We start from the raw sequence: 19,557 nt of genomic DNA, 5'->3' as shown, positions 1-19,557 counted from the left end.
GCTGAAGGTGGCGTTCCAGGTGTCAGGGCCGACGATGCCGTCGACGGACAGCCCTCGGCGCCGCTGGAAGGTGCGGCAGGCCGACTCCGACGCCGGCCCGTAGGAGGAGTCGACGGCCAGGCTGAAGCCGTGGGCGCTGTTCATCCGGGACTGCCAGGTGCCGACGCTCGCGTGACGGAACACGGGGGGCTGCCGGAAGTACACCCCGGGCCATGGCGGTGCACCGCCTCCTCCGCCGGGGTTCATGGCTCCGTTCTGCACGTAGGCGTAGAGGTTGCCGGGGCACGCGGTGGCGAGGTGATCCCGGTGGCCGTTGATGCGGCTGGCCGCGCCGCCCTGGTTGCGCAGGCGGGTGATGGCCAGGTGGAACGCGTCGATGAGCTGGTTGGTGATGGTGTCGTAGTTGGTGGAGCTGCCGCCGGTCAGCCCGCAGACGGCGTACCAGTTCTGGTTGCCGGAGGTGGTGCCGTTGGCTGCCGTGCGGTAGCCCTCGCCGCGGCCCTGGAAGACGTAGCCGTGGACGCAGGCCAGGTGGGAGTAGGCGACGTCGTCCCAGCCGTTGGTGTCCATGTGGTAGTTCTGGATACCGCGGACCTGACCGGCGCAGTCGGCGTGATTGCCACGTGCCACGCGCGATCCGCCGACGTGGTGGACCGTGACGCCGCCGTTGCCCGGGGTGATGTTGGTGGAGCGGCTGCGCGGTGCGCGGGCGCCCCATTGGGACCGGGTGACGAATATGGCCATGTCAGTCGGTCCTTCCGTGCAGTCCGCAGTCGGCGCTGGCGTTCAGCGGCTCGCGGGAGGCCGCCAGGGTGCCGGGGCCGGTGGGGTACTCGGCTCCGGGGTGGCGCGGATGGGTCACCACCGGCAGCTCCCCGGATTCTCCGGCGAAGGCGGTCTGGGCCATGACGGGTAGTGCAACCGCGCCCCCGACGGCTGCTGCCGCGACTCCGAGGAAGCCCCGGCGTGATGGTCTGTCAGTCAAGATTCCTCCTGCTGTTCCCATGGTGGGGAGCCGAACTACCTTGCCCCGCTGCCCTGTTGCGGGCGGAGTGCCGGCGTCCGATTCCTCTGCTGCGAAGGTTGATTCCCCCTCACAAGATCTTCATGACTCCTGCAATGTGGCGGTACTGGAGAGGCGTGTTCATGACATCTACACGCGTAGGTGGGGAGATCCCGGAGACTGTCGGCGGGCCCGGCCGGTTACGGCCGGTGCCCCTCCAGGTGGGCGAGGACGGCGAGCACCCGGCGATTGTCGTCGTTGGACTGCGGCAGGCCGAGCTTGATGAAGATGTTGGCGGTGTGTTTCGTGATGGCCCGTTCGGTGACGACCAGCTGTCCCGCGATGGCCGCGTTGGACCGGCCCTGGGCCATCAGTTCGAGCACCTCGTGCTCCCGGGGGGTGAGCCGGTCCAGCGGGGAGTCCCGGCTCCGCCGGGCCAGCAGCTGCTGGATGACCTGCGGATCCATGGCGGTGCCGCCGGCGGCCACCCGGCGCACAGCGTCGACGAACTGGACGGCGTCGAAGACCCGGTCCTTCAGCAGATAGCCGACCCCGCCGCGGCCGTCGGCAAGCAACTCCCCGGCGTACAGCTGCTCGACGTGCTGGGAGAGCACCAGAACCGGGAACCCGGGCTGTTCCCGACGGGCCCGCAGCGCGCACTGCAGTCCCTCGTCGGTGAACGACGGGGGCAGCCGGACGTCGACCACCGCCACGTCCGGCTTCAGCTCTGCCAGCGCGCGGGTCAGTCCTGGGCCGTTGTCCACGGCAGCGACGATCTCGAAGCCGTGGGCCTCCAGGAGCCGTACCAGGCCGTCGCGCAGCAGGAACAGATCTTCGGCGAGGACGACACGCACGGGAACTCCGTGAAGGGGAAGGGACGGGCGGCGGACGGGCCGGGAAGGGCGGGGCAGTCCACCCGGGACAGCTTACGCTCAGGCCCTGGCCGGCCCGTGGCTGTCACCCGGGGCCGGGGCCGGGGCCCCGGCTCGGGAAGTGAGCGGAGTGCAGGGCAGTTCGATGGTGACCACGGTCGGGCCGCCGGCCGGGCTGCTGACGGTCAGGACGCCGTCGAAGGCACCCAGCCGGCGTTCGATGCCGAGCAGGCCGCTGCCTCCCGTGGCGTCGGCGCCGCCCCGGCCGTCGTCGCGCACCGAGATCCGCAGCGCGCGGTCCTCGGGGCGGTGGCCGATGCTGAGCAGTACCCGTTCGGCCGCGGAGTGCTTGACCGCGTTCGTCAGGAGCTCGCTGACCGAGAAGTACGCCGCGGACTCCACCGGTTCCGGAAGCCGGCCCGGCAGGTCGATGTCCGTCTCCACGGGAAGCGGCATCCGCAGCGCCAGCGCCCGGGCGGCGTCGCCCAGCCCGCGTTCGGCAAGCACCGGCGGGTGGATGCCGCTCACCAGGTCGCGCAGCTCGTTGAGTGCCTCGGCGGAGTTCTCCCGGGCCTGGGCCAGCAGTTTCCGGGCCTGCTCGGGATCGTTCCCGATCAGCGCCTCGACGGCACCCAGGTTCATGCCCATCGCCACCAGCCGGGCCTGGGCACCGTCGTGCAGGTCACGTTCGATGCGGCGCAGCTCCGCGGCGGAGGAGTCCACCGCGTCGTAGCGGGTTTCCTGAAGCCGCTCGACGCGCCGGGTCAGCGCCTGCTTGCCGGTGGGGAGCAGCAGGGCCCGGGTGAGCAGGAAGTGCCGGCGTACCAGTGCGGGGCCGAAGCGCAGACCCAGGGTGATCAGCACGAGACCGAGGAGCCCCGCCAGAGTGGCGGTGGTCTGCGAGGAGACGGGGAGGAAGGTGTACCAGTGGGTGCCGTCCGCCTCGACCACCGGCCTCCAGCCCCCGGCCGCCAGGACGACGCCGAGGACGCCCTGCGCGAGCAGCCCCGGGGGCAGCAGCGCGAGGAGGGACCCGAGGGTCGCGTCCGGCAGCAGCCAGCGCGCGTCCCGCCAGGTCGCGGGGTCCTGCAGGAGCCGGAAGGTGTGCGCGGCGTGGCCGGTGAAGCCAGGACGTGTCCGCCGGGGGAAGGGCCGGCCGTCGTCCGGGACGGTGACGCCGGACCAGCGCTGGGCGAGGTGCCGCCGCCGGTCCGCGTGCGCGCGGAGCAGACCGAGGACGGCCGGGGTGGTGTACAGGCCGACGCCCAGCGGGATGAGGGACAGCGACAGCGCGATGAGAGCCAAGAGCAGCGGGGACCCGGCCGCGCTCAGCAGCGTCAGGGCCGCTCCTCGCGCCGCGGCCGTCAGCGCCTGCCGCAGCCGTTCGGCGCTCATCCTGCTTGTTCCGGTGCTCATGCTGGTGGTTCCCCGTTCCGGTCCGCGTCCGCCCCGCCTGTGCGCGGTGCCCGTCGGTGCCAGTCTGCCGGGCCGGCGGAGGGCCGGTCACGGGGGTGAGGGCCCGGGCCGGGGGTGTACCTGGGCCCACCGGGACGGCTCGAGGGCGCCCGCCGTCGTGGCGGCGGGCGCCCTCGGTGTCCACCGGCCGCGCCGAGCTGCGGATCGCGGCGGGGGACATCGGCTCCGGACCCGCCGGCCGCCGCCCCCGGGACAGGTGGGAGCGGCGGCCGGCGGGCCCGGTGGTACAGCGGGCCGGTGGCTCGTCCCGGCCGATCCGGGGAGGCCCGGCGGCACGAGCCACCGGGTCAGACGAGGCCGGCCTTCTCGAGCTCGGTGCAGCAGGTGTCGACCATGAGGCGGGTCACCACGTACGGGTCGACGTTGGCGTTCGGGCGCCGGTCCTCGATGTAGCCCTTCTTGTCCTGCTCGACCTGCCACGGGATGCGGACCGAGGCGCCGCGGTCGGAGACACCGTAGGAGTACTTGTCCCAGGGGGCGGTCTCGTGGGCTCCGGTCAGCCGGTCCTCGACGCCGACCCCGTAGTTCTTCACGTGCTCGAGGGGCTTGCCTTCCTTGCCCAGCGACTCGCAGGCCGTGATGATCGCGTCGTAGCCCTCGCGCATGGCACGGGTGGAGAAGTTGGTGTGGGCGCCGGCGCCGTTCCAGTCGCCCTTGACCGGCTTGGGGTCGAGGGTGGCGGACACGCCGTAGTCCTCGGCGATGCGGTAGAGCAGCCACCGCGCCACCCACAGCTGGTCGGCGACCTCGAGCGGGGAGAGCGGGCCGACCTGGAACTCCCACTGGCCGGGCATGACCTCGGCGTTGATGCCGGAGATGCTGAGCCCGGCGGCCAGGCAGTGGTCCAGGTGCTTCTCGACGATGTCGCGGCCGTGGATCTCGTCGAAGCCGACGCCGCAGTAGTAGCCGCCCTGCGGGGCGGGGAACCCGCCCACGGGGAAGCCGAGGGGGCGGTTGCCCTCGAAGAAGGTGTACTCCTGCTCGATACCGAACAGCGGCTCCTGGCCGGCGAACTTCTCGGCCACGGGACGCAGCTCCGCACGGCTGTTGGACGGCAGCGGGGTGCCGTCGGTGTCCAGTACCTCGCAGAGGACCAGGAGGCTGTCCCCGCCACGGATCGGGTCCGGGTAGGAGGCGACCGGCTGCAGCACGCAGTCGGAGGCGTGGCCGGCGGCCTGGTTGGTGCTGGAGCCGTCGAAGCCCCAGACCGGAGGCTCCGCACCGTCGGCGAGGATCTTCGTCTTGGAGCGGAGTTTGGCGGTCGGCGCGGTGCCGTCGATCCAGATGTATTCGGCCTTGTAGCTCACGGTCGTGCTCCTCGGGAGGTCTTCGCGGGTGCGGTCGCGCTGCAGCCACTGTCTCCAGCCGCTTTTTCGCGGCTGTTGCCCGGTTGTTAAGCGGCCGTGAACGCGTCGAGCGGAGGGCTGGGTAGGGTTGGCCGTTCCGCCGAGGGAAGGTCATCCGTTATGCGATTCGGTCTGCTGGGCACCGGGCCCTGGGCGTTGCGCACGCACGGTCCGGCGCTGGTGCGGCATCCGGACGCGGAGCTCGTGGGGGTCTGGGGCCGCCGCCCGGAGGCGGCGGCCGAGCTCGCCGGGCAGCTGGGCGCGCGGGTCTACGCGGACCCGGACGCCCTGTTCGCCGACTGTGACGCGGTCGCGCTCGCCCTGCCGCCCGACGTGCAGGCTCCGCTGGCGGTGCGAGCCGCCGAGGCGGGCTGCCACCTGCTGCTGGACAAGCCGGTGGCCACCACCGCGCAGGGCGCCCGGGAGCTCGCCGAGGCGGCCGATCGGGCCGGCGTCGCCTCGGTGGTCTTCTTCACCCTGCGGTTCGCGTCCGTCCCGGCCGCCTGGATCGAGGAGCAGACCGCGGCGGGCGGGTGGCTGACCGGCCGCGCGGAGTGGTTCTCTCCCGTCTTCGGCGGGGGAGACAGCCCGTACGCGGCCTCGCCCTGGCGCAGGCAGCGCGGTGCGCTGTGGGACATCGGGCCGCATGCCCTGTCCTTGCTGCTGCCGCCCCTCGGCGACGTCGCCGACCTCGGGGAGGTGCGGGCCGCGCGGGGCCCGGGGGACACGGTGCACCTGTTGCTGCGGCACGTGTCCGGCGCCTCCAGCACGGTCACGGTCAGCCACACGATGCCGCCGCAGGCCGCCTCGGTCACCGCCGAGCTGCGGGGGACCGCGGGCATCGCCGCATTGCCGGACCGGGAGACCGGGGACCCGGCGACGGCGTTCCTCGGGGCGGTCGACGCCCTGCGCGCCGCGGCCGGCGGGGGCCCCTCCCACCCGTGCGACGTGCACTTCGGACGCCGCGTGACGGACATCCTGGTGGCGGTCGAGGAAGCGCTGGACACCCACCGGTAACAGGCCCGACTCCTCCGTGGTGCCCGCCTCCCGGGGCGCCGGGATCAGCGCCCTCGTGCGCGACGACCTCGACCCCGGCAACGGACGGGCGGCACGGAACCTCCTTGGACTGGTCCTTGCGTCAGCCGGCCGTGCGGCGGCGGATCCGTCATTCCACGTCACTCCCCGGCCCGTCGCAGCGTCCCGGAGGGCAGGCGGCGTCGCGCGCGGAGGAGAACTCCGCGGTGAACACCTCGTTGCCCAGTGCCGCGAGGACGCGGGCAGTGGTGCGGTCCACGTCGCCACGCTCGGCCTGCGGCAGTGGCGCGCCGGACAGCGTGCGGGCGCGGGCCGCCATGCCCAGGAGCCGGGCGGCCTGCACGGGCCGGCCCGCGAGGGCATGGGCGCCGGCGAGGCCCTCCCGAGCGAGGGCCACAGCCCGCGGGTCGCCGCTGTCGCGGGCGGCAGAGAGACCCTGGCGGTGGAGGGAGAGCGCCGTCGTGGCGTCACCGCGCTGTTCGGCGAGGAAGCCGAGTTCGGCGAGAAGGAGCGCGGGACCAGGTCCGAAGTCGACTTCGCGGTGCCAGGCGAGGGTCTTGCGGAGGTGCCTCTCCGCGAGGTCGAAGTGGCCCTCGCGGCGAGCTCCGAGGGCCAGGCCGATCTCGGCGTGGATCTCGCCGGCGGGGTAGCCGTGGTCAGCAGCGAGAGTCATGGCTTTCCTGGGAAGCCCGGCGGCCCGCGGGAAGTCACCGGTCAGAAGGGCCACGCGGCCGAGCCCGGTGAGCCGGTCGGCGGCGTCTGTCCAGAGTCCCAGTTCTTCGGCCAGGCGGAGTCCCTGCTCATGCAGGTGCGCGGCCTTGGTGTAGTCACCGGTGATCGTGGCCAGTGCGGCCAGGGGATACGTGGTCTGAAGCTCTCCCCAGGCGTCACCGTGTGCTTCGAAGAATGCGTGGGCGTCCGCCGCGCTGCGCCTCAGCGTGGTGAGGTCGCCCCGCAGCAGCGCCTGGGCGGCCCGGGTGCTGAGCGCAGCGGCGGTTCCCCAGCGGTCACCGGACGACCGGAAGCCGGTCAGGGCGCGGTCCACCAGAACCTCGCTGCGGGCCAGGTTCTCCCCGGCATGGAGGGAGGCGTAGCCGAGGAACCACGCGGCCCGTGCATGCAGGTCCCGGTCACCGGCACTCTCCTCGGGGCTGAGGGCCGGGTCCTTCGAGGGCTCGCCGGCCAGCAGGACGAAGGCCTCGTACCACGGGGCGGCTCGGGACCGCAGGCCGGCCGCGTCGTCGCCGGTGATCCGCAAGGTTTCGCCGAGTGACCGCTGGGCCTCACTCAGGCGGCCGCGCAGGAACCAGTACCAGGTCGAGGCAAGCGCCATGCGCGCCGCTCCGGCCGCGTCCCTCCGCCGCACGGCCCATTCCAGAGCCGTACGGAGGTTGGCGCTCTCCCGGTCGAGGCGTGTCAGCCAGTGCTGCTGCGCGGGGCCGTGGAGCCGGGCCGCTGCCTGCTCGACCAGCCCGGCGTGGAAGGAGTGGTGGCGTCGTCCGACGGCCTCGGACTCGTTCGCCTCCGCGAGGCGTTCCAGGGCGTATGCGGCCACCGACTCGGGCAGTCGGTACCGGGGACCGTCGGTCACCGTGACGAGGGAGCGGTCCACGAGCCGGATCAGCGGAGTGAGGACGTCCAGCTCATTGCCGCACACCGCCTCGGCTGCTTCGAGGGTGCAGCCGTCGGTGAAGACCGACAGCCGGCGCAGCACCGTCCGCTCGTCGTCGGCCAGTAGTTCCCAGCTCCAGTCGATCACCGCCCGCAGTGTCCGCTGACGTGGGGGCGCACCGCGGTGGCCGGCGGCCAGCAGGCGGAACCTGTCGTCCAGCCGGGCGGACAGTTCGTGGACGCCCAATGCGCGGACGCGGGTCGCGGCGAGTTCCAGCGCGAGAGGTATGCGGTCGAGGCGGCGGCATATCTCCGCAACAGCAGCCGCGTTGTGCTCGGTGACGGAGAATCCGGGTGCTGCGGCCGCGGCGCGTTGGGCGAACAGCCGCTCGGCGTCGGCCTGTCGCAGGGGCGGCACCGCCCACACTGTCTCTCCGGCCAGCCCGATCGGCTCTCTGCTGGTGGCCAGGACACTCAGCCCGGGAGCGGCGGCCAGGATCCGTCGTATGACGTCGGCCGCTGAGTCGATGACGTGTTCACAGTTGTCCAGCAGCAGGAGGAGCCGCCGGGAGCGCAGGGCGTCCTCCAGTCCTCCGGCGCCCTCCTCACGTATGCCCAGGACGGCGCTCAGCTGCTCGGCCACCTTCGTGGATCCGGCGAGGCCGGCCATCCGGACACCATCGGGATAGGCGTCGGCCACCCGGCCGGCCACTGCCTCTGCCAACCGGGTCTTTCCGACTCCTCCGGGACCGGTCAGTGTCACCAGCCGGTGGGTGGTGAGCAGTGCACTTACCGCGGGCACTGCGTCCTCCCTGCCGGTCAGTGCCGTGAGCGGAGCCGGCAGGGAGCCGCCCTCGCTCCGCCCCCGGTTGCCGGGAGCCGCTCTCAGCGTCTCGTCGTGGGCGAGGACGGCCTGGTGGAGTGCAGCCAGCTCCGGGCTGGGGTCAACACCCAGTTCTTCTGCCAGCAGCTTGCGTAACCCGGTGTAGGCCGCCAGTGCTTCGGACTGCCGGCCGGCCTGGTACAGCGCCCGGATGTGGGCGGCGCGCAACCGCTCCCGCAGCGGGTGCCGGACCGCCAGCTCACCGAGCTCACCTGCCAGTGTGTGGTGTTCGCTCAGTTCGAGGCGAGCCTCGGCGAGTACCTCCAGCGCGGTCAGCCGCTGCTCCTCGAGGCGGTCGGCCGTGCTGTGCAGGAATTCGACCTCCCGCAGGTCGGAGAAGGCGTCGCCCTTCCACAGCGCCAGGGCATCCGTCAGCAGGTCCGATCTGGTACGAGGGTCCGCGCTGTCGTACGCGGCGGCGGTCAGATCGGCGAACCGGCGGGAGTCCACGTCCCCCGGGCCGGCCCGCAGCAGATATCCCGGTGCTCTCGACTCCACCAGCGTGCCGGCCCCCGTCTCGGCCCGTGCCAGGGCACGTCGCAGGCGGGAGACCTTCGTCTGCAGCGCACCGATCGGGTCACGGGGCAGCCGGTCGCCCCACAAGTGGTCCACCAGCCGGTCCGACGGCACCGCTTGACCCGCGTGGACGAGCAGGGCGGCCAGCAGCGCGCGGACCTTGGCCTCGGGGACAGCCACCGGGACGCCGTCCGTCGTGCGGACGGTGAGCGGGCCGAGCACGGAGAAGTACATGGGCGGCACAATAACCAGGCGGCTTCGAGGAGCGGCTGCCCGGAGACCGACAGCGGTCCGACAGAGTTCCGCCGGCGCGGACAGGCACAGTGCGGTGAGCCGGACGGACCGGCAGCGCTCCGACCGATAAGAAGCCGGGAGTCAGACATGACCATGCTGGATGACGAGAACCACGAGCCGTCCGCGGTGTCGGTGATAGGCCTGGGGCAGATGGGGACCCGGCTCGCCGAGGCATTCCTCGGCGCCGGTCACCGGACGACGGTGTGGAACCGCACCCCCGCGAGGGCCGACGCGCTTGTCGAGCGGGGGGCCGCCCGGGCGGCGACCGTGGAAGCGGCGGTCGCCGCGAGCCCTCTGGTCGTGGTCTGCCTGCCGGACTACCCGATCGGCGAACGCCTGCTCGGACCGGTGGCGGACGTGCTGCGCGGCCGGGTGCTGGTGAACCTGTCCTCCGGCACCCCACAGGATGCGGCCCGGATGGCCGGCTGGGCGGCGGGACACGGCGTGCGTTACCTCGACGGTGCCGCCATGAGCGGTACCCGGCTGGTCGGGCGGCCCGCGGCACTGTTCGTTCTCAGCGGCTCCCAGGAGGGCTTCTCCACGCACCGAGGGGCGCTGGCGAGCCTGGGCAATGCGGTACACCTCGGCACCGACCCGGCGCTGGCCGCGGTCTACGACACCGCGCTGTTCGGCCTGGCCTGGGGCGCGCTGGCCGGCTTCTACCACTCAGTCGCCCTGGTGGGTGCGGCGGACGTCGACCCCACCGACTTTGCCGCGGTGGCGAAGGGGCACATGCCCTTCGTCACCTCGCTGATGGTCGACCACGCCCTCCAGATCGAGGACGGCCGGTTCCCGGACGACGACGGCTCCGTGGAGGTGCACCGGGCAGCGATGGACCATCTCCTGCACACCAGCAGGAGCCAGGGCATCGGCACCGACGTGCCGGGCCTGTTCCAGGAACTGCTGCGGCGGGCTGCGGCCGACGGCCACGGCGCGAGCGGCATCGCCAGTGTGGTGGAAGCGATCTCCAGGGGGAAGCGGAATGTCTGAGCGGACGAAGTCGCCTGTGGCAGTCCTGGGGCTCGGCCGGATGGGCACGCCGATTGCCACCGCATTCCTGAACGCCGGTCACCCGGTGACTGTGTGGAACCGCACCGCCGGGAGGGCCGACCCGCTCGTCGCGCGAGGCGCCCTCCGCGCGGCGACCGCCGCCGAAGCCGTTGCGGCCGGTGTGCTGGTGATCGCCCCGCTCGTCGACCATGCCGCGGTGCGGCAGACCCTCGTCGCCACCACTGCCGCGCTACGCGGCCGGACCCTGGTCAACCTTGCCAGCGGCACCCCTGACCAGGCCAGGGAACTGTCTGCATGGGCCGCAGAGCACGGCACGCCATACCTCGACGGGGCCATGATGGCCCTCCCTCAAACCGTCGCGACCCGGTCGGGCTTCTTCCTCTACAGCGGTTCCCAGGACGCCTTCGCCACCTTCCGGCCCGAGCTGGAAGTGATGGCACCGGCACACTACTTCGGTGTTGACCCGGGAGCGGCGGAGATCCACGGTCTCGCCGTGCTGGGCACCGGATATGCGGCTCTCACCGGCTTCCTGCATGCCGCGGCACTGCTCGACTCGGTGGGCACCGCCCCGGAAGTGTTCGCCCCGCTCGCGGCCCGATGGCTCCATGGCATGGCCGATTTCCTGCCCGAGCTGGCACGGGAGGCAGGATCAGGGGCGTACGCGGGCGGGGTCTCCACGATCGACCTGAACCGGGCCGCGGTCGACAGCCTCATCCACCTCAGCACTACCGAAGGCATCGCCGCCGACGTACATCATCCTCTGCGGGCGCTGCTCGGCAGGCGGGCGGCCGCCGGCCATGGGCAGGACAGCTTCTCCAGCGTGTTCGAGCTGCTGCGCGCACGGAAGACCCCGGAGAGATGAACGCACGGCACGGCTCGGCGGGCAGGGTCCCGCCGAGCCGGAGGAAGTTCCCGGCGCGGGCGCAACCGCCCCGGCTCGGAGGGCCGGGCACACCCGTCGCCGTCCGTCGGGACCTCGGCCGATGACCTGAGCGGTGAAGAGGCCCCTGGGCCCGGGCCGTGGGCCGGTCGGGTGCTGTGCGGGCGCGGCCCGGTGTTGCTGACAGGGCTCGTCGCCGACCCGTGAAATCAGTAATGTATGTCAGATGACACATCGGATAAAACGACGATCTTCCCGGGCAAGATCTCGCGCCGTGCAGTCATCGGCGCAGCCACCTGCGCCGGCGTTCTCGGGATCAACCGCGTGCTGACCGGGCCAGGAGCCGACAGCGCCGGGGGGCTGTCTCCACATCCCGGCCGGCCGGCGGCACCCTCGCCCGAGCCCTCGCCTCCCCCTTCCTCCGGGCTGCGGCCCTTCACCGGACCGCCGTCCCGCGCGGTCCCGGTCCGGGCCGCCGCCGCGGAGACCCTGGCCGCGCCCGGCCACCGCATCGCCCTGACCTTCGACGACGGGCCGCACCCGGAGCACACCCCGCAGGTCCTGCAGATCCTGCGCGAGTACCAGGTGCCCGCCACCTTCTTCATCATCGGGGAGAACGCCGCCCGCCGGCCCGATCTGCTGCGGGCCATCGCCGCCGACGGTCACCTCGTCGCCAACCACTCCTGGAGCCACCCACAGCTCGACCTGATCGCCGCGGACCGGGTGCGTCAGGAGCTGGGCAGTACCAGCGAACTGATCGCCGACCTCCTCGGCGCCGCGCCGCGGTGGGCCCGGGCCCCCTATGGCGCGTGGGACGGTCCCTCGCTCCAGATCTGCGCCGACCTGGCCATGGAGCCGCTGGGCTGGTCCATCGACACCCATGACTGGACCATGCCGGGGGTCACCGCCATTTCCAGCGCTGTGCTGGAGGGCGCGCACGCCGGCGGCATCGTTCTCGCGCATGACGGAGGCGGCGACCGCTCCGACACGGTCACCGCCCTCCGCTACTACCTTCCGCGCCTGCTGGAGCGCGGGTACGCCCTCGTCCGCCCCGATTGAGGCGGTGCCCGGCGGGTCAGGAGGGCGTCCGGTGCGGTGTCTTCCGAGCGTGCCGGCCGGCAGCCGGCCCGCAGGCCCGGGCTTCCGCTCCGCGGTCAGGCTCTCGGCTTGCGGCCGAGAGCCGTGACCACCTCCTGGACATTGACGTAGCTGCCCTCCCGGGGGAGCTCCGCGACCGTGTCCAGCAGACCGTCCGGGGCGTTTTCGTCCTGCAGCGTGCGCAGCAGGTCCTCCCGCCCGGCCGGGTAGATCGAGGGACGCAGGTGGCGGGCCAGCTCGGAGCGGAAGGTCTCGTCCTGCTCCTCGGTGTGCAGACCCGGGTCCGGGCTCCAAGCCGGCTGCCGGTCGTCGTCCGATACCGGCTCCGGGGACCGCCACTCGTCCGAGCGGGTGGGCCGGTCGCCCCGCAGGGCCCCCTGCATCTCCCGCTTCACCTCGTCGTCACGGTGGACGCTGAGATGGTTGCTTCGGTCAGGCATGCACTTCCCCTTCCGTCTCTCCCGCGGCCGGCCCGTCGGCCGGCCACCGGAGCAGCGCGCCGAGGCCGCCCACCGGGAGGTCATGGGTGGAGTCGTCCACGGTGGGCACTGCCAGAACCCGCGCGCCGGTCGCCGCGGCGGCCCGCAGCAGCGCGTCGTCGGCCCGGGCCGAGACCGGCTCCGTGTCACCGAGGTACTGCACCTCCGTACTCCGGACCGCGATCTGGTCGGGTTCGCGGCCGACCCACACCTCGCGGTGCAGCTCCGGACCGTCCGGACGGAGGAGCAGCAGGTCCAAGCGGTGCTCGCGGGCTGCCTCGACCAGTGCCGGGACGCCCTCGACGGCGTCCGTACGTCCTTCGTCGTCCGCCGCCCGGCCCGCGCGGAACCGTTCCATGGCCTCACGGACGCGGTGGTCCGCGTGGGCGGTGCGGAGCTCCTCGATCTCCTCGTCCAGCTTCGGGCTCTCCGAGCCCCGGGCCCGGCCGCCGTGCGAGGTCTCCACCGCGAGCTCCTTGAGCTGCGGCGGCAGCCGGTCGTGGACCGCGCGCCGCTCCCGCGGGTCACCGGCGAGCACCAGCAGTTCGGCGCGGGTCTCGTCGTAGCAGGCCGCCAGGCCCTCCGCGATGACTGCGGCGTTGCGTTCCCAGGTGTTCTCCACGTCCTGCTGGTGGTGCTTCTCCGACCAGTCCTTGGACGGTGTCCGGTGCACCGGCCAGTCATCGCCCTCCACTCCTCCCGCGTGGAAGGAGCCGAGCGGGGTGGACATCTCGAAGTCCGCGCCGGTCCGGTCGATATAGGCGACCAGGCAGGACGGCTTCCGGTCCGCGAGCTCCAGCAGCGGCTTCAGATGGGGCAGCGGCGCCCACCAGGCCGTGGTGCCGCCGGGCGGGGGAGCGGTCAGGGCCGGGTCCAGCACCACTTCTCCGGCGGCGGCGAACACGGCCCGGCCGGGCGCCCGTTCCGAGCGCGGCAGCGTGGCCAGCGTGTCGTGGACCGCCCGGCACGTCGCGTCGTCCGCGCCCTGCTCCGCCAGCTGTTCGGAGGCGCCGCGTGCCTGCAACTCCTGCCGGGCCGCGGCATCCTCGGACGCGCGCGGGGTCTCGAAGTAGACCGAGGCCCATGGTCCGGGCCGCTCGAAGAGCGGAGTGAGAAAACCGGGGTCCATCCTCGCTCCTTCCTGTCGTGCTGAAAGCGTGAGGAAAAGCGGGTACCCGGTGTTCCGGGGCTGACACGGGAGGACCGGGCGAGTTTGGCCCCGGCCGGACGGGGCACCCGGATGCCGGCCGATGCGAGCGGCCGTGCAGGGGATGCAACGCCCCGGGAGCGGACTCAGGGTCCCGCTCCCGGGGCGTCCCGCTGCCCGGATCCGGGCGACGGGCCCGAGGGCCGGGTGCACGGCGCATCCGTGACGGGCCCGGATCAGAGTTCGGCGCCGGTGCCGCGCGTGTCCGTGGCCTCCGCTGTCCCGGGTGAGGGCACAGGGCTGAGCAGGCTCCGCAGAATGCCGTCCAGGTAGGTGCGGGCCTCCGGGCCCCGGGGCAGTACCTCCGGGACGGCGTGAGCCAGCTGAGCGTGGCCGAGGTAGCCGGAATAGGCGTGCAGGCTCCGCCGGCGGGCTTCGTCCGGGGTGAAACCGAGCTCGCTGAACAGCTCCGTCAGGTAGTCCAGCCGCCGCAGAACGACCCGGTGCAGGGCTGCCGCGACCCGGGGGTGACCGGCCTGGGCGAGCAGCGCCGGCTCCACCGGGTCCTCGGCGGCGGCCAGACTGGTCACCGCGAACAGCCTGCGCAGCCGGACCGCCGGCTCCGGCTCCTCGGCCAGGCGGGCTATGACGGCATCCGTGGCCTGCTGCTCCCAGCGGGCCAGCGCGGCATCGACCAGCGCCTCCCGGTTGGCGAAGTGCCAGTAGAAGCTGCCCTTGGTGGCGCCGAGACGGACGGCGAGCGGCTCCACCGCGACAGCGGACAGGCCACCGCCCTCGCGGATCGCGGAGAGGGCGGCCTCCGCCCAGTCCTCGGCTGTCAGGGAGGGACGCTGCCGCCGCTGTTGTGCCATGACCGTACGGTACCGTACGGTCATGGCCATACGCTTCCGTATGGAGGTCCTGATGCGTACTTTCCACACCGTGCACGAGCGTGTGCTCGACGTCCCCGCCGGCCGGCCAGGAGCCCTCATGGACCGGCTCGCCGCCGCTGACGATCCGCTCTGGCCGGCCCCCGCCTGGCCGGCGCTCCGCTTCGACCGGCCTCTGGGGGCAAGGGCGGAGGGCGGCCACGGGCCCATCCGGTACGCCGTCGACGCGTACGAGCCGGGCCGACGGCTGCGTTTCCGCTTCACCGCTCTGTGGAGCGGCTTCCACGAGCTGGTCGTGGAACCGATGGGGCCGGACCGCTGCCGGGTGCGGCACCGCTTGGAGGTCCGGCCGAAGGGCCGCATGCGGTGGGCGTGGATCTTTGTCTTCCGCCCCTTGCACAACGCCCTGTTCGATGAACTGTTCGACAACATGCAGCGTGCGGCGACCGGTTCCCTGCCGCGGCCGGTCCGATGGTCCCCGTGGGTGCGGCTGCTCCACCGCCTGCTGTGGGAACGGCCTCGCCGGGTGCCGATGCCGGCCGGGGCCCGCCTCGCGCAGGAGGCCTTCGGCCGGGTCGACTTCGCGGACGCCTTCCAGGTCCGGCTGCATCCGGCGATGCCCCAGGACCCGGACGCCTGGCGCGCGGTGTTCAGCAGCCCGCCCAGGAGCATCCGGGCGCTCTTCGCGCTGCGGCAGGCGCTTGTCGGCCTGGTCGGAATCCGGCCGGACACCCGCGGGGACGTATTCCCGGTGCTCGCCCGCCGGGAGGGGGAAATCCTGCTCGGTGCCGACTCCGGTCACCTGGACTTCCGGATCTCCCTGCTGTCCGCGGACCGCAGACTGACGCTCACCACGGTCACCCGCCTCAACAACCGGCGCGGCCGCCTCTACTTCGCCGTGGTGCGCCGGGTCCACCCCTTCGTGATCCGCACGATGCTGCGCCGCACGCACCGGGAGCTGGCCCTGGGGGCGACCCCCGGAGCCCGTGCGGCTGCCGCTCCGGGGCCGGCCGGGTAGCGCACGGCCGGCCCCCGCTCAGGGCGCCGGGGCCGGGGTGTCCGGGGCAACCGGCGGACTGTTCCGTATCGCGACGGCGAGCTCGGTCCAGGTGTCCGCCACCGTTGCCCACGGCGGCGTCTCCGCCGGGGCCGGTGCGTCACCCAGCCCGCCGAGGAACAGGTACCGGTGGCTGACCGTGGTCAGGTGCTCCAGGACATCGAGGTGGTCGTCGATGAAGTGCGTGATGCCCAGTCCCGTGCAGACCGGCGCCTTGTCGGCACGCTTGCGGACGAAATGCAGGTGGGTGGCCGGGATACCGGTGCGGCGGAAGAACTCGTGGTGGTGCAGCCACGCCCGGGTGTTCCGGGCCACTCTCGGACCGGCTGTCGACACCAGGTGCACCCGCTGTCCGAAGGGCTCAGCCGTCAGCAGAGCGAGCGTGGCGAACACGCCCTCCACGGCCGGAGTCGTCAAGGGCTGCGAGCCGAAGAACGAGGTGTCCGCTCCGGCGGCGACGCGGGCGATGATCACCCCGCCCACGTCCACGCCGAGCACCGGCGCCGCGTCGCGGTGTCCCGCGCGTTCGTCCCGGTGCGACCCGCGCTTCCCGGCCGCCGTCATGCCCTCACCTCGCACCTCAGGAACTCCTTGACTGGTGCGCGAGCCTCTCAGTGCGCGCCGCGAGGTGGCAAACGGATTTCCGCAGCGCACCGCCGGGAACCGGCGACGACCAGCTGCCGGGTGGTGTCCGGGCCAGGGCTCCGGGGCCGTGGAGCGCGGAGCGGCGCTCGAGTTGCCGCGGTCCGGCCCCGGCCGCACGATCGCAGAAGGGCGGGGTCCCGCCGGGACCCGCGCCGGTCCGGCCTCGGACGGTCGGGCCGGCACGACCACCCTGAGCCGGGAGGGCGCGTGCCGACCGGGAACAGGAGACGACGGTGCTCGCAGGAAGACTGCATGTCAGGTCAGGGGAGTTCGCGGTCGAGGAGGTCCCCGTCCCCGAGCCGGGAGCGGGAGAGGTGCTGGTCCAGGTCCGGGCGGCGGGCGTGTGCATGTCCGACGTGCACTTGATCGACGGCACGCTGACCCCAAGCCGGCTGCCGGAGGAGGCTGTCACCCTCGGCCATGAGGTCGCGGGTGAGGTAGCGGTCCTGGGGGAGGGGGTGACCCGCTGGGCGACGGGTCAGCGGGTGCTGCTGCACGCGGGGGAGAAGCGGGACGGCGTGCCGTGGACCCGGGGAGTGGACTGCGACGGCGGGTGGGCCGAGTACGCACTTGCCACCGAGGACACGGTGATCCCGGTCCCGGACGACCTGCCGCTGGAGCAGGCGGCGATCATCCCGGACGCGGTGTCCACCCCGTGGGCGGCGATCACCAGGACCGCGAGGGTCGTGGCCGGCCGTCCGGTGGGGGTCTGGGGGGTGGGAGGGCTGGGTACGCACGCCGTGCAGCTGCTGCGCCTGGTGGGCGCGGTGCCTCTCCTGGCGGTCGACCCGCTGCCCGAGGCCCGGGCGCGCTCCCTGGAGTTCGGCGCCGACGCGGCCTTCGACCCGGCCGATCCGCAGCTGGCCGAGCAGCTGCGCGCCGAGACCGGCGGCACCGGGCTGGACGTTGCCTTCGACTTCGCGGGGGTGCCCACCTTTCCCGACCAGGCAGTGCGCTGTCTGGGCCCGGGCGGTCAGCTGATCCTGGTGGGGCTCACCGGGCGGCCGCTGACGCTGACCGAGAGCACGGCTTTCAGCTACTTCCGGCAGCAGGCGCGCGGGCACTTCGGCTCCACCGAGGGTGATGTGCGGCGATTGCTCACCCTGGTCCGGAAGAACCGCCTGGACCTCTCCCGGTCCATCAGCGACGTGCTGCCGCTCAGCGAGGCCGCGGAGGCCGTCCACCGGCTCGCGTCCGGGGCCGGCGGCACGGTCCGGCTGATCCTCCGGCCCTGACCGGCTCGGCTGGGGATCCGGTGGCACCTGCAATCGATTGCAGGAAATGACTCTCCGTCCGTGTGCATCCCTCGCTGCCTTACGTGTTCGGTGTGGACGCATCCCTTGTTTTCCCAGGCTTGGCGCTGGACTATGGGCCCGCACAATGTCATGTCCCGGACTGTCTGCGGCTACAAACCCTTGCAGAGAATGCCTTGCTGTGCGCCTTCATGCCTCGGTGAGTCCGCTCGGGCGAGGTGGCCGACGTGCCGGGACGGTCACCAGGGAGAAGAAGGAACACGCCGATGAGACTCATCACCAAGGCGTTCGCCGGAGCATGTGCGATTGCCCTGCTCGCGGTCGCCGCCCCGGCTGCCACGGGCTCCGAAGAGGCAGGCGAGACCGTGGCCGGACCGCTGTCCCGGGGGTCCGGGACCGCACTCGGACACCAGGTGCTCGGCCCCCGCGACGGGTGGGCGGCATACGGCAGGGGCACCACAGGAGGGGCCTCGGCCGCACCCGGGGACGTGCACACCGTCTCGACCCGGTCCGAACTGCTGGCCGCGCTGGGCGAGCAGGACAACGACACTCCGAAGATCATTTACGTCAGCGGGACGATCGACATCAACGTCGACGAGCAGGACCGACCGGTCGACTGCGGGTACTTCGCCGACCCCGGGTACAGCCTGGCCGCCTATCTCGAGGCGTACGACCCGGAGACCTGGGGCATGGACGAGCGCCCGCACGGTCCCCTGGAGGAAGCCAGGGACCGCTCGCACCGGAACCAGGCCGCGCACAGCATCTACCGGGTCCCCTCCAACACCACGCTGGTCGGCCTGGGCAAGGACGCCCGGATCACCGGCGGGGCGATGTACATCCGGGGCGCGCAGAACGTGATCGTCCGCAACCTCACCTTCGCCGACAACGCCGACTGCTTCCCTGCCTGGGACCCGCTGGACGGCGCCGCGGGCAACTGGAACTCCGAGTTCGACGCCGTCTGGGTGCACAGCTCCACCCATGTATGGATGGACCACAACACGTTCGACGGCGGCGGACGTCCCGAACAGGAGCACTTCGGGCGCACCTTCATGATCTACGACGGCTCGGTGGACATCACCCGCGGATCCGACCTGGTCACGATGTCGTACAACCACTTCGACAACTACGACAAGGGCATGCTGGTGGGGGGCGGTGACGGCCACCAGGAGGACATCGGGCGGCTGCGGGTCACCTACCACCACAACCTCTTCGAGAACGTCATGCAGCGTTCCCCGCGGGTGCGCCGCGGGGAGGTGCACCTCTACAACAACCACTACCGGGTCACCGATGAGGGCATCTTCGACTACGCCTGGGGAGTGGGCCTGGAGTCCTCGATATACGCGCAGAACAACTACTTCGAGGGGCCGATCGCCCCGGGGAGCATCGCCCACCGCTGGAACGGTACCGACCTGTACGAGACCGGGACGTACCTCAACGGTGTCTCCCGGCGTCACCAGGTGGACGTCGTCAGCGCCCACAACGCGGCGCGCCCCGGCTCGCCGCTCGGCACCGAGGCCGGCTGGACCCCCTGGCTGTACGAGAAGATCGACCCCGTGGCCAAGGTGAGCCGGGACGTGCCGCGCAACGCCGGTGCCGGGAAACTCGACTGACGCTCCGGCACTTCCCGCCCCCGGCACTTCCCGGCCGGTGCGGCACGTCCGGCTCAGTCAGGACCGGCGCGGGTTGGGGCCCTGTGCGGCGTGATGCGCACGCACGCCGCGCAGGGCTCCCCGCCGTGGAGCGCGGGCCGGCAGCCCTGCGCGACCGGGGCGCTCCAGTGAACGCCCCGATGTCCAGCGCTACTTGACGGCCCGTCGGTCGTTGGTGCGGGCAGGAGGAGGCGCGGTGGCGGCGCAGCCGGTACGCCGTCCGGTGGCGAGGGAACCCGAGGTGCCACACCGAGCCAGGTTAGGCTAACCTAAGTTGCTGTGCCGCTCGTGAGTGCTCACGGACGGTCCCGTCCGTGCTGCCACCGCGCCTCCTCACCGCCGTGCCACCGTCACCGAAGGGCATCCGCATGCAGCGTGCTCACCTCCCCCACTCACCGGCGCCGTCCGCGCT

General features: G+C 72.5%; 17 protein-coding genes. 7 read left to right on the top strand and 10 right to left on the bottom strand.

Annotated features, from left to right (window positions below; all coding sequences use genetic code 11):
- From PJ985_RS20765 to glnII, 5 genes are all read right to left on the bottom strand, one after another.
- A partial coding sequence (locus PJ985_RS20765) for a peptidoglycan-binding domain-containing protein (protein WP_271685385.1) occupies nucleotides 1-744 on the bottom strand: 744 nt, incomplete at its 3' end.
- Nucleotide 745: 1 nt separating this feature from the next.
- Nucleotides 746-907, bottom strand: coding sequence for a hypothetical protein (locus PJ985_RS20760; protein WP_271685384.1), 162 nt, complete (start codon nucleotides 905-907; stop codon nucleotides 746-748).
- Between the two features lie 296 nt (nucleotides 908-1,203).
- Nucleotides 1,204-1,857: a response regulator transcription factor gene (locus tag PJ985_RS20755; protein ID WP_271685383.1), complete on the bottom strand. Its 654-nt coding sequence runs from the start codon at nucleotides 1,855-1,857 to the stop codon at nucleotides 1,204-1,206.
- A gap of 78 nt (nucleotides 1,858-1,935) precedes the next feature.
- The gene (locus PJ985_RS20750) at nucleotides 1,936-3,291 is read right to left on the bottom strand and encodes a sensor histidine kinase (RefSeq protein WP_333909880.1); all 1,356 of its coding nucleotides are present in this window, start codon (nucleotides 3,289-3,291) and stop codon (nucleotides 1,936-1,938) included.
- Between the two features lie 347 nt (nucleotides 3,292-3,638).
- The gene (glnII, locus tag PJ985_RS20745; protein ID WP_271685382.1) at nucleotides 3,639-4,658 is read right to left on the bottom strand and encodes a glutamine synthetase; all 1,020 of its coding nucleotides are present in this window, start codon (nucleotides 4,656-4,658) and stop codon (nucleotides 3,639-3,641) included.
- A gap of 159 nt (nucleotides 4,659-4,817) precedes the next feature.
- Between glnII and PJ985_RS20740 the strand changes: the two genes are divergently transcribed.
- Entirely contained in the window at nucleotides 4,818-5,714 is an 897-nt protein-coding gene (locus PJ985_RS20740; RefSeq protein ID WP_271685381.1) for a Gfo/Idh/MocA family protein, read from the top strand.
- A gap of 148 nt (nucleotides 5,715-5,862) precedes the next feature.
- Here PJ985_RS20740 and PJ985_RS20735 read toward each other — a convergent pair whose 3' ends face one another.
- Entirely contained in the window at nucleotides 5,863-8,976 is a 3,114-nt protein-coding gene (locus tag PJ985_RS20735; protein WP_271685380.1) for a BTAD domain-containing putative transcriptional regulator, read from the bottom strand.
- A gap of 147 nt (nucleotides 8,977-9,123) precedes the next feature.
- On the opposite strand from PJ985_RS20735, the gene PJ985_RS20730 reads away from it, so the two are divergent.
- The 3 genes from PJ985_RS20730 (at nucleotide 9,124) to PJ985_RS20720 (ending at nucleotide 11,986) form a co-directional block, all read left to right on the top strand.
- A complete protein-coding gene (locus PJ985_RS20730) occupies nucleotides 9,124-10,026 on the top strand; it encodes an NAD(P)-dependent oxidoreductase (protein WP_271685379.1) in 903 nt (300 codons plus the stop codon).
- Entirely contained in the window at nucleotides 10,019-10,909 is an 891-nt protein-coding gene (locus PJ985_RS20725) for an NAD(P)-dependent oxidoreductase (RefSeq protein WP_271685378.1), read from the top strand. The genes PJ985_RS20730 and PJ985_RS20725 overlap by 8 nt, the downstream gene beginning before the upstream one ends.
- 237 nt (nucleotides 10,910-11,146) lie before the next feature.
- Complete coding sequence (locus tag PJ985_RS20720; RefSeq protein WP_271685377.1) at nucleotides 11,147-11,986, top strand: polysaccharide deacetylase family protein; 840 nt, start codon at nucleotides 11,147-11,149, stop codon at nucleotides 11,984-11,986.
- A gap of 95 nt (nucleotides 11,987-12,081) precedes the next feature.
- Here PJ985_RS20720 and PJ985_RS20715 read toward each other — a convergent pair whose 3' ends face one another.
- The 3 genes from PJ985_RS20715 to PJ985_RS20705 all read right to left on the bottom strand — a co-directional run bounded on the left by PJ985_RS20715 (nucleotide 12,082) and on the right by PJ985_RS20705 (nucleotide 14,523).
- On the bottom strand, nucleotides 12,082-12,465 hold the full coding sequence (locus PJ985_RS20715) for a DUF2795 domain-containing protein (protein ID WP_271685376.1): 384 nt from the start codon (nucleotides 12,463-12,465) through the stop codon (nucleotides 12,082-12,084).
- Nucleotides 12,458-13,633 carry a baeRF2 domain-containing protein gene (locus tag PJ985_RS20710; RefSeq protein WP_271685375.1) on the bottom strand — a complete coding sequence of 392 codons (1,176 nt, stop codon included), beginning with the start codon at nucleotides 13,631-13,633 and terminating at the stop codon, nucleotides 12,458-12,460. Before PJ985_RS20710 ends, PJ985_RS20715 begins: the two co-directional genes overlap by 8 nt.
- 254 nt (nucleotides 13,634-13,887) lie before the next feature.
- A complete protein-coding gene (locus PJ985_RS20705) occupies nucleotides 13,888-14,523 on the bottom strand; it encodes a TetR/AcrR family transcriptional regulator (protein WP_271685374.1) in 636 nt (211 codons plus the stop codon).
- A gap of 22 nt (nucleotides 14,524-14,545) precedes the next feature.
- Between PJ985_RS20705 and PJ985_RS20700 the strand changes: the two genes are divergently transcribed.
- Nucleotides 14,546-15,559 carry a DUF2867 domain-containing protein gene (locus PJ985_RS20700; protein ID WP_271685373.1) on the top strand — a complete coding sequence of 338 codons (1,014 nt, stop codon included), beginning with the start codon at nucleotides 14,546-14,548 and terminating at the stop codon, nucleotides 15,557-15,559.
- A gap of 18 nt (nucleotides 15,560-15,577) precedes the next feature.
- On the opposite strand, the gene PJ985_RS20695 is transcribed toward PJ985_RS20700, so the two are convergent.
- On the bottom strand, nucleotides 15,578-16,162 hold the full coding sequence (locus PJ985_RS20695; RefSeq protein ID WP_271685372.1) for a hypothetical protein: 585 nt from the start codon (nucleotides 16,160-16,162) through the stop codon (nucleotides 15,578-15,580).
- A gap of 314 nt (nucleotides 16,163-16,476) precedes the next feature.
- Between PJ985_RS20695 and PJ985_RS20690 the strand changes: the two genes are divergently transcribed.
- Nucleotides 16,477-17,478, top strand: a complete 1,002-nt coding sequence (locus PJ985_RS20690; RefSeq protein WP_271685371.1) for a zinc-binding dehydrogenase — start codon at nucleotides 16,477-16,479, stop codon at nucleotides 17,476-17,478.
- A 284-nt stretch (nucleotides 17,479-17,762) separates the two neighbouring features.
- The gene (locus tag PJ985_RS20685; protein WP_271685370.1) at nucleotides 17,763-19,106 is read left to right on the top strand and encodes a pectate lyase family protein; all 1,344 of its coding nucleotides are present in this window, start codon (nucleotides 17,763-17,765) and stop codon (nucleotides 19,104-19,106) included.
- The last annotated feature ends 451 nt before the right edge of the window (nucleotides 19,107-19,557 follow it).

This window comes from Streptomyces sp. ACA25 (assembly GCF_028200735.1).
Taxonomy (GTDB): Bacteria; Actinomycetota; Actinomycetes; order Streptomycetales; family Streptomycetaceae; genus Streptomyces.
The sequence above is the reverse complement of the archived record's forward strand: the minus strand, read 5'-3'. Positions and strand labels throughout refer to the sequence as shown.